The sequence below is a fragment of the Microbulbifer maximicatervae (SeqCode) genome (assembly GCF_052467325.1).
On record NZ_CP174310.1, the window covers coordinates 3817713 to 3832185 of the forward strand.

General features: G+C 54.3%; 12 protein-coding genes. 1 reads left to right on the forward strand and 11 read right to left on the reverse strand.

The features are described from left to right. Nucleotides 1–190: 190 nt before the first annotated feature. From gmhB to glyQ, 3 genes are read right to left on the reverse strand one after another with little or no spacing between them, the layout of a single operon-like run. Nucleotides 191–742 carry a D-glycero-beta-D-manno-heptose 1,7-bisphosphate 7-phosphatase gene (gmhB, locus tag ACJJIE_RS17040; protein ID WP_282930553.1) on the reverse strand — a complete coding sequence of 184 codons (552 nt, stop codon included), beginning with the start codon at nucleotides 740–742 and terminating at the stop codon, nucleotides 191–193. A gap of 56 nt (nucleotides 743–798) precedes the next feature. Beyond that, a complete protein-coding gene (gene glyS, locus ACJJIE_RS17045; protein ID WP_282930552.1) occupies nucleotides 799–2880 on the reverse strand; it encodes a glycine--tRNA ligase subunit beta in 2082 nt (693 codons plus the stop codon). After that, the gene (gene glyQ, locus ACJJIE_RS17050) at nucleotides 2880–3836 is read right to left on the reverse strand and encodes a glycine--tRNA ligase subunit alpha (RefSeq protein ID WP_282930551.1); all 957 of its coding nucleotides are present in this window, start codon (nucleotides 3834–3836) and stop codon (nucleotides 2880–2882) included. Before glyQ ends, glyS begins: the two co-directional genes overlap by 1 nt. 159 nt (nucleotides 3837–3995) lie before the next feature. Here glyQ and ACJJIE_RS17055 point away from each other — a divergent pair, with 159 nt between their 5' ends. Further along, nucleotides 3996–4883: a lysophospholipid acyltransferase family protein gene (locus ACJJIE_RS17055; RefSeq protein WP_444892439.1), complete on the forward strand. Its 888-nt coding sequence runs from the start codon at nucleotides 3996–3998 to the stop codon at nucleotides 4881–4883. Between the two features lie 33 nt (nucleotides 4884–4916). On the opposite strand, the gene ACJJIE_RS17060 is transcribed toward ACJJIE_RS17055, so the two are convergent. The 8 genes from ACJJIE_RS17060 to fmt form a co-directional block, all read right to left on the reverse strand. Then, nucleotides 4917–6104: an ABC transporter permease gene (locus tag ACJJIE_RS17060; protein ID WP_444892440.1), complete on the reverse strand. Its 1188-nt coding sequence runs from the start codon at nucleotides 6102–6104 to the stop codon at nucleotides 4917–4919. A 63-nt stretch (nucleotides 6105–6167) separates the two neighbouring features. Beyond that, the gene (locus ACJJIE_RS17065; protein WP_444892441.1) at nucleotides 6168–7328 is read right to left on the reverse strand and encodes an ABC transporter permease; all 1161 of its coding nucleotides are present in this window, start codon (nucleotides 7326–7328) and stop codon (nucleotides 6168–6170) included. Then, the gene (locus tag ACJJIE_RS17070) at nucleotides 7325–8020 is read right to left on the reverse strand and encodes an ABC transporter ATP-binding protein (RefSeq protein WP_444892442.1); all 696 of its coding nucleotides are present in this window, start codon (nucleotides 8018–8020) and stop codon (nucleotides 7325–7327) included. The genes ACJJIE_RS17065 and ACJJIE_RS17070 overlap by 4 nt, the downstream gene beginning before the upstream one ends. A 46-nt stretch (nucleotides 8021–8066) precedes the next feature. Then, entirely contained in the window at nucleotides 8067–9098 is a 1032-nt protein-coding gene (locus tag ACJJIE_RS17075; RefSeq protein WP_108731210.1) for an efflux RND transporter periplasmic adaptor subunit, read from the reverse strand. A gap of 97 nt (nucleotides 9099–9195) precedes the next feature. After that, the gene (locus tag ACJJIE_RS17080; RefSeq protein WP_444892443.1) at nucleotides 9196–10647 is read right to left on the reverse strand and encodes a TrkH family potassium uptake protein; all 1452 of its coding nucleotides are present in this window, start codon (nucleotides 10645–10647) and stop codon (nucleotides 9196–9198) included. A gap of 86 nt (nucleotides 10648–10733) precedes the next feature. Beyond that, nucleotides 10734–12119 carry a Trk system potassium transporter TrkA gene (gene trkA / locus ACJJIE_RS17085; RefSeq protein ID WP_282930545.1) on the reverse strand — a complete coding sequence of 462 codons (1386 nt, stop codon included), beginning with the start codon at nucleotides 12117–12119 and terminating at the stop codon, nucleotides 10734–10736. Nucleotides 12120–12149: 30 nt separating this feature from the next. After that, entirely contained in the window at nucleotides 12150–13457 is a 1308-nt protein-coding gene (gene rsmB / locus ACJJIE_RS17090; protein ID WP_444892444.1) for a 16S rRNA (cytosine(967)-C(5))-methyltransferase RsmB, read from the reverse strand. Nucleotides 13458–13459: 2 nt separating this feature from the next. Next, complete coding sequence (gene fmt, locus ACJJIE_RS17095; protein WP_444892445.1) at nucleotides 13460–14407, reverse strand: methionyl-tRNA formyltransferase; 948 nt, start codon at nucleotides 14405–14407, stop codon at nucleotides 13460–13462. Nucleotides 14408–14473: the final 66 nt, after the last annotated feature.

Genomic DNA, 14473 nt, shown 5'->3' on the forward strand with positions numbered 1-14473 from the left:
CTTGCCCATCCATGGCTTGGCACAACGTGCTGATACAACTATGGGCTCGCCCTCCCGCCAATCGCTTTTATAGGAATGTGTCGTGCAACTCAATAACTTGGCGGGCGGATAAACGTGTTGTGTCGAACACAGTGCACTAAGTTCGAAATATGGCGCACAATTAATCTTGCAGGGGGTACCGGTGAGAGATTTACTGGGGGAGGAGATATTTTGAAAAGTGCGCCAAATCAGCGAAAACTGAGGTGGTGGTTAGGCGGGGATCCGGCTGCTCGATTAGGTGCTGTAAAGTCTGATCACCTGCACCGGTTTTTACCAGAACGGGTTTACACCCCTTCTCTAACGCCAGATAAAGATCTGCCAGCTTATCTCCAACCAAATAACAGTCGTGCAGGCTGGTATCAAATTCCGCTTCGATTGCATCTAGCAGACCCGCCAGGGGTTTGCGGCAGCGGCAATTATCTTCAGGGCCGTGGGGACAGTAGAAAATAGCGGCGATTTCGCCACCGGCATCTTCCACCTGAGTACGCATTTTAGCGTGCATTTCTTCCAGGTCATCCAGATCAAATTGGCCCAGCGCCAGGCCACTCTGGTTGGTGGCTATCACCAGTTGATGGCCGGCCTGACTGAGCGCTGCCAGTGCTTCAATACTGCCGGGCAGGGGCTGCCATTCGTCGGCGGATTTGACGAATTTATCGGGATTTTCGTTGATCACCCCGTCGCGGCCGAGAATGATAATTGCCATATTAGTATCTCCCTGATTTGCGAGGCGGGGGTTTAATGCCCCGCCTCTGCAAGTCATTACTTGGCAGGAACCAGTAGGGAAATATCGGCAACTTCGAGGAACAGTGCGCGCAGCTGGGCCAATAGGGCCAGGCGGTTGTTGCGCAGTTGCTCGTCGTCACTCATTACCATCACGTGGTCGAAGAAGCTGTCTACGGTTTCACGCAGGCCAGCCAGACCGGCGAGGCCCTCGGCGAAGAGCGCATCGCTATACAGGGGCTCGACTTCTGTGCGGGCAACCTGTACTGCGGCGAAGAGAGCCTTTTCCGCCTCTTCCTGCAACAGAGCTTCATCAACACTGCTGGGTACAGCACTGTCTAATTTGGCGAGGATATTGGAAACGCGTTTGTTGGCGGCGGCCAAAGCACCGGACTCCGGCAGCTGGCTAAACGCGTTGACCGCGTGCACGCGGTTGTCGATATCCAGCGGGCGCGACAGCTTGCGCGCGGCAACGGACATAAATACTTCGGTGGCGATACCCTGATCTTCGTAACGGGCGCGGAAGCGCTCCAGTACATACTGCAGAGTTTGCTCCACCACCTTGTCATATTCACCCAGGGCGGTGCGCGGGTAGTTGTCGCGGGCCAATTCCAGCAATTCGCGCAGGTCCAGGTCGAGGCGCTTCTCTACGAGAATACGGATGATCCCCAGGCTGGCGCGGCGCAGGGCGAAGGGGTCGCGGGAGCCGCTGGGGGGTTGGCCTATGCCGAAGATGCCGACCAAAGTATCCAGGCGATCCGCCAGGGCGATTACAGTGCCGGTGTCGCTGGCGGGCAGCTCATCACCGGCAAACTTGGGCATATACTGCTCGTACATGGCCTTGGCCACATCCAACGGCTCGCCGTCATTTTCGGCGTAGTAGTAGCCGGCGATGCCCTGCATATCGGCAAACTCGAACACCATCTCGGTAACCAGGTCCGACTTGCACAGGCGGCCGGCGCGCTCGGCCCAGTCGCCGTTGCTTCCGGTTTTCTCAGCGATGGTGCGGGCGAGGGCGGCTACCCGTTCAGTCTTGTCGTAGACGCTACCCAGGTGCTGCTGGAACACGATTTGGCGCAGTTTCTCGCGGCGTGATTCCAGGCTGGTCTTTTTGTCGGTCTCAAAGAAGAAGGCGGCATCCGCCAGGCGCGGACGGATTACGCGCTCATTGCCGTGGATAACCTGGGCGGCATCCTGGCTCTCGATATTGGACACGGTGATAAAGAAAGGCAGCAATTGGCCATCTTCATCTACCACATGGAAATATTTCTGGTGCTCCTTCATGGAGGAGATCAGGGCTTCAGCGGGTACTTCTAGGAAGCGCTCTTCGAAGCGACCGGTGAGGGCTACAGGCCATTCAACCAGTGCAGTCACTTCGTCGAGCAGATCGTCATCGATGACCGCTTCACCATTGACGTTGTTGGCTTCGGCGATCACCTGGGCGCGAATGGCTTCGCGGCGCTCGGCGAAGTCAGCCATTACGTAGCCGGGTTCGCGCAGAACCTGTGCATAGTCGTGGGCGGAGTGGATCTCCAGCTCGCGATTGCAGTGGAAGCGATGACCGCGGCTGGTGTTACCGGCTTTTAAGCCGAGTACTTCACCGTTTACTACCTTGTTGCCAAACAGCATGACGAGCCAGTGCACCGGGCGCACGAACTCCTCGCGGCGCGCCCCCCAGCGCATACGCTTGGGAATTGGCAGTTGAGCCAATGCCTTCTCGACAATGCCCGCTAACAGGGATTCGGTTTCAGCGCCTTTTTGCTCGCTGATAAAGGCCAGGCGCTCGCCTTTGTCGGTCTCTTTGCGTCCCAGCTCTTCAACATCTACGCCGTTGCTGCGGGCGAACCCCTCAGCGGCTTTACTGGGCTTACCCTCTTTATCGAAAGCGGCTTTGACAGCCGGGCCCAGCTTTTCAATTTGTTTGTCTTGCTGCTTATCTGCCAAACCGAATACTGCTACGGCCAGGCGACGGGGGGCTGCGTAGGCTTTAACTTCGCCAAAAGACAACTCGGCGCCTTTGAGGCCCTGGGTAATACCATCGGCGAAAGCGCTCATTAATTTGTGTAACGCCTTGGGCGGCAGCTCTTCGGTGCCCAGCTCTACCAGAAAATCCTGAGCCATTACTGCTTCTCCTCTTGCTCGATGTCTTCCGCCAAAATATCTGCCCGCAGTGCTTCATCTGCCATGGGGAAGCCTAAGGCGCGGCGCGCATCGTAGTAAGCCTGTGCCACGGCGCGGGCCAGGGTTCGTACGCGCAGGATATAGCGCTGGCGCTCAGTCACTGAGATGGCGTGGCGCGCATCCAGAAGGTTGAAGGCGTGGGAGGCCTTCATAACTTGCTCGTAAGCGGGGAGCGGCAGGCCCAGCTCAATCAGGCGTGTGCTCTCGCGCTCGCAGTGATCGAAGGTCGCGAACAGGAACTCCACATCGGCGTGTTCAAAGTTGTAGTGGGACATTTCCACTTCGTTCTGATGGAAAACGTCGCCGTAGGTGACGGGGCTGCCATCCGGGTTGCGGGTCCACACTAAATCGTAGATAGACTCGACACCTTGCAGATACATGGCGATACGCTCAAGACCGTAGGTGATCTCGCCGGTAACTGGGTAGCACTCGAGGCCGCCAACCTGCTGGAAGTAGGTGAACTGGGTAACTTCCATACCATTCAGCCAAACTTCCCAGCCGAGGCCCCAGGCGCCCAGGGTTGGGGATTCCCAGTTGTCCTCAACAAAGCGAATATCGTGGACAGCGGGATCTACGCCCATGGCGCGAAGGCTATCGAGGTACAATTCCTGGATATTGTCCGGGGATGGTTTCATTACTACCTGGTATTGGTAGTAGTGCTGAAGGCGGTTGGGGTTCTCGCCGTAGCGGCCATCGGTAGGGCGGCGGCAGGGCTGTACATAGGCCGCATTCCAGTTTTCCGGGCCTATGGCACGGAGGAAGGTCGCTGGATGAAAGGTGCCGGCGCCCACTTCCATATCCAGAGGCTGTAGAATGACGCACCCTTGGCGCGCCCAATAATCCTGCAGGGCAAAAATGAGTCCCTGAAAGGTACTGAGATCGTATTGCTTGGACACCGCTATCTCCGGATCAGTATCTGCTGTGGGCAAAGGGACGCAATTATAGCGGCAGCGGCTCCTGTGCTTAAAGCGCTATAGCCGCTTCGGAGGTGTCAATGTTCATTCTCGAACTAGATAGCCGTCTCAAAATGGCTTTTGTGGATAGGAAGTAATTCAGTGGATATTAAAGGGCGCCTTGCAGTAGGGGCACTGAAAATCATTGGCAAACTGCCGTTGTCTTGGTCGCGACACCTCGGTTTACTCGTTGGCAAAATTGCTGTGTGGACGCGCTCCGAGGGGCTGCGCCTGAGCCGTATAAACCTGGAGTTGTGCTATCCGGCCATGGACCCAAAGCAGCGCGAACGGCTCGCCAGAGAGAGCGTGATCGGTACTGCAATGACCGGCTTTGAGATGGCGGCCCTATGGAACACCCCCTGGGCCAAAAGTAAGAATGCGATTGTGGGAGTGCGCAACCAGCACTTGCTCGACGGGAGTGAAGAAGGCAGGACCGGCACAATTGTACTGATGCCGCATACGGGCAATTGGGAAATTTTTGGCTTGCATGTAGGCACCCTGGCTCCCTGCACAGTGCTATACCAGCCTCCCAAAATTGAAGCTTTGGACCCGGTTATTCGCAATGGGCGGGAAGTGACCGGTGGCAAGATGGTTCCTACCAACGTACATGGGGTTCGCTCGCTACTTAAGGCTCTCAAAGCCGGTAATTTTGCCCTGATACTTCCCGATCAGGAGCCGGATATGGGGGGGGATTTTGCCCCTTTCTTTGGGCGCCCCGCATTGACGATGACCTTGGTTCACAATTTGATACAGCGCACTAATTGCCATGTGGTGTTTGGTTTCGGCAAGCGCGTTGAAGGTGGATTTGAGCTGGTATTTGTTCCTGCGGAAAAGGCCATTTATAGCGATGAGCAGAAAGTTTCCCTGGCGGCGATGAATCGCGGTGTAGAGGCTTGTATTGCCCAGGCACCGGAACAGTATCAGTGGGAATACAAGCGCTTCAGGAAACAGCCGGAAGGCAAGAGTAAAATTTACCGCAAGAAAAAGTAGGGGCTCTTCATAGAAGCCCCCACATAAAATTATTTAAGTCGCGTGCCGGAAAGCGACCACAACCGGCATGCGTGCCGCGCGCCAGGCTGGGAAGAAGCCGCTGATAAAACCGATCACCAGCGCCAATACGGCGCCCTGCACAAACAGGTCTGGGGACATCTCAAAACTAAACACCACCTGGGTAAAACTGCCTCCCAGAGTTGAGGTGTTGAGACCGTCGAAAAACAGGTAAGCAGCTAGGGAACCCAAAAGCCCACCGGCAACAGCTAAAACCATGGCCTCAGCAATAGTGCCGCAGAACGCGGAGAAGTTGCTGAACCCCAATGCGCGCAAAGTAGCGATTTCACGAGCCCGGTCCGCTACCGAGGTATACATGGTGTTGAGCGCCCCGGCCAATGCGCCTAGCGCCATCACAGAGCTGATAATCCAGCCAAAAGTAGCGATATATTGCAGCTGTTTACCCTGGCTGGCGAAGTACTCCTGTTCGGTTTGCGCTTCCAGGTTCAGGCGGGGCTCGCGCTTAATGGTTTCCTGAATGGGCTTGAGATCGCCGTTATTCTCCAATTGCAAACGGATTGACTGGTAGCTGTTACCCCGGTTGTAGTGACTTTGGATAATTTTGATATCTGCCCACAGCTCGCTCTCAAATATATTACCCCCTGTGGAAAAGACCCCAACAACTGTCCACAGGTTTTTGCCAAAGCGCACTTCTTTACCGATTTCGAAACCATTAAATTCACGCAATACCCCTTCACCAACAATCATTTCGTTAGTGCCGGGAGTAAACATACGCCCCTCCACCATACGCATGATATTGCGCATGGCCATGCCGGTTTCATTGAGACCGCGCAAGGGGATATTGGCTTCGGTGCCGGTGGATTTCTTCAGGCCATCGACAATAACGTAGAGCTCCGGTGATACCAGCGGGCCGTTCGTATCCCTGGCAACACCGGCGGATTCCGCAATCAGGTTGACCTGGTCCTGCAGGATTACAGAGTTGATTTCACTGGCAGACCCCTCTCGCATCAGGATAGCGATCTGGCTGGAGCCGGCCCCACTCATGGTCGCCTCAAATCCCTTGGCCATAGCGAGAAACGCCAGCAGGATTGCGACGACAACTGCCGAGGCAAATACCATGGCCAGTGACATCCACAGGCGCCGACGCAGGCTGCCCAGATTCATCAGGGTTACCGAAACAATTTGTGCAATAAGAGAACCCATAATTTCTTCTCCTTTAAGGCTTCCCCAGTGAAAACCATTGTGTAGTTTCAGTGGGGCACCAGTTTATTGTTGTCGGTTAAATGCAGTTACTATGTTAAGTCGCAGAGCCTGAAAGGCTGGCATCAGCCCGGTAATCAGACCCAACAACAACATAAATAGAATGGCTTGCAGGGCGATATCCCCATCCAAAATCAAGTTGGGCAAAAAGCGGGCAAGGAAGGTTTTTACCCCTTCGACCAGCAGCCAGGCTGCGGCCAGGCCGGAAAGGCCGCCGACAAAGGCAATTAACAGGGACTCTGACAGCACCATTCGGAAAATACGGGTGCTGGAAAAACCCAGGGTTTTTAATACGGCAATTTCCCCGGTACGCTCGCGAATAGCCAGCGCCATAGTGTTGCCAACCACTACCAATATGGTGAAAAAGGCAGTAAACACTACAGAAAAAATAATTAAGCCAATATTTCCGATTTGTTCAATAAAGGCTTTATTAAAGGCTTTCTCGGTACTGGTATCGGTTTCACTCTGCGAGTTGGCAAAATTGTCATCGATAGTTTTTGCGACGTTTTCATTGATGGCAGGGTCATCGGTTGTTAGTGCCATCCAGCCAATCCAGTCACCACCGAAAGTCTGTGTCTCCATAAAATATTTATAATGAAACAATAATTGGCGTGTATCGTACTGTTCCGTATCCCCTTTAAAAATCCCGGAAATCACAAATTCCCAGGTGTAGCCACCATCTTTATGCGAAAAAATATTGGAGGATAAAGGAATCCTATCGCCCACTTTCCAGCCGTAAATCTGCGCGAGTTTTTCCCCAACCAAGGCCCCTTGCCTATTGTTAAACCAAGCCTGCTTTTGTTCCTCGGGAATAACAATTTCTTCATAGACTTTTAAATAGGATTCTGGATCTACAGCCATTGAAACGACCTGCCGGCTGGGTTCCTGAAAATAACCGCCAAACCAGTTGAGATGAGTTACATGTTTCACTCCCTTGACGGCTGCAACCTTTTGCACATAGGCAATGGGTAGTGACTGGGTAAAGTTAATTCTATTGAATACCACCAGACGATTATCAGCGGATAATTCCACGCTGGAATTTAATGCGGACTTGAGGCTGGTAACCGCACCGAAAATCAAGAAGGCGATAAAAATAGCAAAGCAAGTAAGGAATAGCCGCAAGGGCTTCCTTGTCATATTTTTAAAAACCAAATAAAAATCACTCATGCCACTATTTCCCTCTGCACAAATTGTCCTTTATCCAGATGCAGGGTGCGCTTGGCGTATCTTGCAGCCGCGGGATCATGGGTAACCATCACGATGGTTTTGCCGTGATCGCGGTTTAACAATTGCAGCATTTCCAGTATTTCATCTGCTGTGGCCCGATCCAGGTCACCAGTGGGCTCATCACACAGAATCAGTTTTGGATCGGAAACGATGGCGCGAGCGATGGCAACACGCTGTTGTTGCCCGCCGGACATTTCACTGGGCATATGTTTTGCCCGATCACTTAATCCCACCAGGGCCAGTGCGGTTTCCACATTGTGGCGGCGTTGTGATTTGGACAGATTTGTCAGCAGTAGCGGCAACTCTACATTGCGCTGGGCATTGAGCATCGGCATTAAATTGTAAAATTGGAAAATGAAACCAATATTTCTCGCTCGCCAGCGGGTTAGGGCGCCTTCATTGAGGGAGTCAATGCGCTCGCTGTCAAACCATATCTCTCCACCGCTGGGTTGATCGACGCCGCCCAACATATTTAACAGCGTTGTTTTACCGGAGCCCGAAGGCCCCATAATGGCAACGAAATCACCGCGATCAATTTCCATATTCAGGGATTCAAAAATGGAAATGGTCTCTTTGCCCTTGGTAAAACTTTTGCTGACATCCTTCAGCTGAAACAACCCTTCCTCTGACATCTCAAATTCCCTCTTATAAATACTGTTGTGTTTTTATTGGTGTTTGCTAAGGAGCTGCGGCCTCGCCTGCGAGGAAGCCCACCTTAACGCCCATATCCGGCAGGATTCGGGCATCTTTGTCGTCGATAGCGATTCGTACCCGGACAGTCGCCTTGGCTCGATCGGCCGTTGGAATGATGGCGATAACGGTAGCTGGGATGTCCCAGTTCGGGTAGGCATCCAGGTTGGCGTTAACTTTCTGTCCCTTGGCAACCCGGCCGATAAAGGCCTCGTTCACATCCACTTCGATTTCGAGTGAATTCATATCCACGATGGTACAGATTCCAGTGCGGGTAAAACCTCCGCCAGCAGAGCTGGGGGCAACTATCTCGCCAGGTTGTGCATTTTTTGTCGTGACTACGCCGGCAAAAGGCGCGCGGATAATATGATCTGCCAGGCGTTCGCGCTGCCTCTCAGCTTCAAGAATGGCGACTTGAATATTGGCGCGGGCACTTTTCAAGTCTGCCCGTAACCCCTCTACCGAGGATTCACTTTGGGTGAGCTGCGCTTTGCTGGAATAATTTTTGTCCCGAAGTCCGGCAAAACGCCGATATTGGCGTTCAGCCTCTTTTAACTTCGCGTGAATACTCGCTTCCTTGGCTTGAAGCACTTGAATTTGTGCCTGGGCAAAATCCAGCGCGACCCGCGCTTTGGCATCATCCAAGCGGGCCAGAACCTGCCCCTCCTCGACCTGCATTCCCTCTTCGACATCCACACTACTGATCAGGCCCATTACTTCAGCAGAGACCGTAGCCATGCGCCTCGGTGTGATATAGCCGGAAGCATTGAGAATGGTCTCGTGAAATTTTTCCTCCCTGGGAATCAAGCTGAGAGTCTTGGCTTGAGGTTCGCTACTTTGGGGGAGCACTGGTGTACTGTCTTCTGCAAATAGAGAAGCGCCGGCAAGGCCTATAACTATGCCAGTAACTAGGCCGACAGATGCCGCCAATATAACTTTGCGCGATGGGGAACTGGGTTCGGGCGCTGTTTCCCGATCAATTTTGAGTTGACCGAGCAGCGCACTAGTATCTCTGCTCATACAGCCTGTTTTTATTAGTTACTTCCTGTAAACAGCAACTGTGGCAGAAATTAAAAAATATTGCCACGCGTTAGCGTGGCCATGACATCTTGCGTCGCTAGTGGCGCCAAAAAGCCGGGGTAAGTAGTACTAGCAGGGTAAAAATTTCCAGGCGTCCCATCAGCATCGCCAGGATAAGAAACCATTTGGCGACTTCATTAACCGCACCATAGTGGGCAGCGGCTTCGCCGAGGGCGGGTCCGATATTACTCAGGCAGGAGGCTACTGTAGTAACGGAGGTGACAAAGTCCTCACCGGTGGCGATGACGATAATGGCGAGGATAAAAAAGGATGAAACATAGACCGCAAAGAAGCCCCACACTGCGTCGGTAACTCGATCGGGGACAATTTTGCGGTTGATCTTGATAGGGATAACCGCATTGGGATGTACCAGGCGATTCAGCTCGCGCATACCAGACTTCATAATCAGCATACCACGCACCGCCTTAATGCCACCCGAGGTGGAGCCGGCGCAGGCACCGAGAATACCCAATAGTAAAAGGACGTAGGGTAAGAATACTGGCCAGGCAGAGAAATTTTCCGAGGCAAAGCCGGCAGTGGTACTGATCGATACCACCTGGAAGAAACCGTGTAGCAGGCTGTTGCCGGGGGAAAAGATATTCAATATCCACAGGTAACAGCTGATCAACAGGCCGGCACCGAGAATCAGCATAACGTAGAAGCGGAATTCTGAGTCGCGCCAATAGTGGCTGAGGGTCCTGTTGCGAAATGCGAAGAAATGCAGACCGAAGTTAATGGCAGCAGTAAACATAAACACGATACAAATAATCATGATCGCGCGGTTGTGGGCGTAGAATCCCATACTGGCATCGTGGGTGGAGAAGCCTCCATTGGCCACAGTGGAAAACGCATGGCCAACGGCGTCGAATACCGTCATGCCGGCCCACCAGTAGCCGATGCCGCAGAGGATTGTAAGAATTACATAAATAACAATTAGCGCCCGTGCCGTCTCGGCAATACGCGGGGTCAATTTGGTATCTTTTACCGGGCCGGGAATTTCTGCCTTATACAGCTGCATACCACCGATACCCAGCATCGGCAGGATGGCCAGGGCGATAACAATTACGCCGATACCGCCAAACCACTGCAACTGCTGGCGGTAGTAGAGAATGGCAGGAGGCAGTGAGTCCAACCCGGTAATCACCGTGGCGCCGGTGGTTGTTAGCCCTGAGATGGATTCAAAAATAGAGTCGGTGATACTCAAGTCAGGTTGTGGGCTGATAATAAAGGGCAGGGCACCGAAGCTGCCCAGTACCAGCCAGAACAAAGATGTCACTACGAACCCGTCCCGGGTGCGCAGATCTTCGCGCAAATCGTGCACTGGCAGCCACATGAACAGGCCGGTGATCAGAGTGATGATGAAAGCTGCGACAAATGCGCTGTGAGTACCATCTTCATACCAAAGGGATACGCCAATCGGCGGCAGCAGAGTCAGGCTGAACACCGTCAAGAGAATTCCAAAAACTCGCGCAATTACCGCAATTCGCATTGGCGCCTATCAGCCTATCGTTATTTGTTGCAATGTTATCTGGACGGCGGAGACCGTTATCGCCGGAAAACGAAAATATTATTTGCTCAGAAAAAGCCAAAACCAACTTGGAACAGCTGTTCTACATGGCGGGTCTGGCGGCGGTCGATAAGGAAGACAATCACGTGGTCATCGCTTTGCACAATGACATCATCGTGTGCCATCAAAACTTCGCTGCCATTTTCCGTTTCCCGTACTATGGCGCCAATCGAGGCGCCCTCGGGTAAGTCGATATCTTCGATCTTGCGCCCCACCACCTTGGATGTGCGCTCGTCACCGTGGGCGATAACCTCAATGGCTTCAGCTGCACCTCGACGCAGGGAGTGGACGTTGACCATATCCCCTCGGCGCACATGGGTGAGCAGGCTGCCGATCGTATTTTGCTGCGGTGAGATGGCAATATCGATTTCACCGCCCTGTACCAGGTCCACATAAGCGCGGTTATTGATCAGCGTCATCACTTTGCGTGCGCCCAGACGCTTGGCCAATAGTGACGACATGATATTAGCCTCGTCGTCATTGGTCAGGGCAAGAAAAACATCGGTATCTTCGATGCTCTCTTCCAGCAGCAACTCCTGATCGGAGGCGCTGCCGTGCAGGATAATGGTGTGAGACAGCTCCTCGGATAAAAATACACAGCGCTCGTGGCTCTGCTCAATAATTTTTACCGAATAGCGATTCTCCAGCCGGGTGGCCAAGCGCAAACCAATATTGCCGCCGCCGGCGATCACCACTCGTTTATAACCGTGTTCCAATCGACGCAGTTCGCTCATTACCGCGCGAATATCTGCTCGCGCGGCAATAAAGAACACCTCATCGCCGGCTTCAATCACCGTATCACCCTGGGGAATAATTGGCCGGTTGCGGCGATAAATCGCAGCAACCCGGGTATCTACCTTGGGCATATGCTCGCGCAAATAGCGCAGTTGGTGCCCAACCAGAGGCCCGCCCTGAACGGCTAAAACAGTTACCAGCTGTACGCGACCACCGGCAAAATCCAATACCTGCAAGGCTCCGGGATGTTCCATCAGGCGGGAGATATACTCTGAAACCAGTTGCTCCGGGCTGATCAGTACATCGATAGGGATGGCCTGGGTATCGAATAATTCCGGGTATTGCAGGTAGGAGGAGGCCCGTACCCGGGCGATTTTGGTGGGGACGCGAAACAGAGAGTGCGCAATCTGGCAGGCCGCCATATTGGTCTCATCGTTATTGGTGACTGCAACCAGGATATCCGCATCCTCAATCCCGGCTTCCATCAGAATATCCGGATGAGAGGCGTGGCCCAGTACCACGCCGATATCGATGCGGTCGCGCAGTTCGCGCAGGGTTTTCTCGTCGCTGTCCACCAGGACAATATCATTGCGCTCGGAGGCCAGGGCCTCCGCTAGAGAGCCGCCCACCTGGCCGGCGCCGAGAATGACAATTTTCATATCGGATGAGACTCGCGACTAGCGACGTCGTTATTCAGCTTTGCTCAGCAGAGCGTAGTAGAAACCGTCACCGCCGCCGGTTTGGGGTAGAAGCTGCATACCGGCAACTTGTTTCTCGCCCCAGGGCTTATCGTTTAGCAGTTCAGGGGTATTGTCGCTCGCATCCTCTGTCTCCGCAATGAACGCTGCGACGACTTCGCTGTTTTCCGTCGGTAGGCTGGAACAGGTGGCGTAAAGCAACTGCCCACCCGGTTTAACCAGGGGCCACAGAGCGCGCAGGATCTTGCCCTGCAAAGCCACTAACTCGGCAATGTCTTCTTCCCGGCGCAATAGTTTGATATCCGGGTTGCGGCGAATTACCCCGGTTGCCGAACAGGGTGCGTCCAGTAGTATCTGGTCGTATTGCTGCCCGTCCCACCACTCATTCGGAGACGTGGCATCGGCACAGATAAGCTCGGCACTCTGCCCGTTGCGCTCGAGGTTTTCCTCGACCCGCACCAGGCGGTCCTCCTCAATATCCAACGCGCTCAACTGAATGCTGGATTCCTGCTCCAATAAGTGGCAACTCTTGCCTCCAGGTGCCGCACACGCGTCCAACACCCGGGCATTTTCCTGCGGCTGTAACAGCAGCGCCGCTAATTGTGCGGACTCATCCTGAACACTGACCAAGCCCTCGGCAAAGCCCGGTAGCACTGTGACTGAAACCGGCTCAACCAGGGTGATACCGACTGGGGAAATAGTACAGGGTTCGGCGGAGAGGCCGGTTTCATCGAGCTGTTGTAAATAGTCCGCGCGCGAGATCTTGGCAGTGTTTACCCGCAAGGTCATGGGTGGGTTGGCATTGTTGGCGCGGAAGATGTCTGACGCCTTCTCAGGCCAGGCGGCTTTAATCTGCTGCTGTAACCAGGCCGGGTGCATAGAGCTGAACTGTGGATTGCCGGACAGCTTGCGCTGAAGCTGCTCACTGTTGCGCAGGGCGTTGCGCAGCACCCCGTTGATCAGCCCGGTCGCTCTGTCCAGACCGAGGCTGCGCGCGGCATTGACGGTTGCAGATATGGCGGCGTGATCGGGTATGCGAGTGTACTCGAGTTGGTAAATGCCCAGCAGGATCAGTGCATTGATCTCAATATCCGAGACTTTTTTACGCAGCAACTTGGCGGCGATCAATTGCAGGCGCGGTGCCGTGCGGGCACTGCCGTAACAGAGCTCCCGCAACAGAGGGCGGTCGCGCTCCTCGACTTTGTCCTCGGCGGCAGGCAGAAGTCTTGCCAACGAGCCACGTTCTTCCAGCAGTGAGGCGATAACTCGGGCGGCCTCGGCGCGTACATCTCTGCTCATAATTATCCCAGTTTGGTACCCGGGGCGAACTGCTCCCGGTAGCCTTTCAAAATTTCTGCTGCGGGAAGCGCTTTTTTACCCGGTAGCTGTATTAATTGGAGGCGTAGGGCCTCGCGGCCGCAGGCCACTAAAATACCTTCGTCGTCACTGGAGAGAATGGTACCGGGCTGATCACTGTGGCAACCCTGTTCGATGGCGGCGCTATAGATACGCAGGCGCTGCTCGCCCTTCTTGTCCTGATAAGTGCTCCAGCACACCGGGAAGGGGTTAAAAGCGCGTATCAATCGATGCAGTTCAGCAGCGGGGCGCTGCCAGTCGATCTGCGCCTCTTCCTTGGTAATTTTGTTGGCGTAGTTAGCCTGGGTATCGTCTTGTACCTGAGGGTTGGCACTGCCACTTTCCAGTAGAGCCAAGGCCTGGAGAAGGGATGGGCCGCCGAGTTCCGCCAGCTTGTCGTGCAAGCTGCCACCGGTATCGGACTCAGTAATCGCGCAGCGGCTTTCCACCAAAACTGGGCCGGTATCCAGGCCCGCCTCCATTTGCATAATGGCGACACCGCTCTCGCTGTCACCCGCTTCCACCGCGCGTTGGATCGGTGCCGCACCGCGCCAGCGCGGCAACAAAGAGGCGTGCACATTGATACAGCCCAGACGCGGGGTATCCAGCACCACCTGCGGTAGTATCAGGCCGTAGGCCACCACCACCATAATATCCGCTCCAAGGGCAGTGAGCTCCGCCTGGGCCGTCTCGTCGCGCAGGCTCAGGGGTTGGTACACCGGGATATTGTGGGAGAGTGCCAGCTGTTTCACCGGGCTGGCCAGCAATTTCTTACCGCGCCCAGCCGGCCTGTCCGGTTGGGTGTAAACGGCAATGACATTGTGCTCGCTGTCGAGCAGCGCTTGCAGGTGCACAGCGGCAAAGTCCGGCGTACCGGCAAAAATAATATTCACTGACTTGCTCTCAAGTAAGGGGGGAGAGCTGCCGTAAGGCGGCAGCTCCAGGCTCCTGCGGCTGGC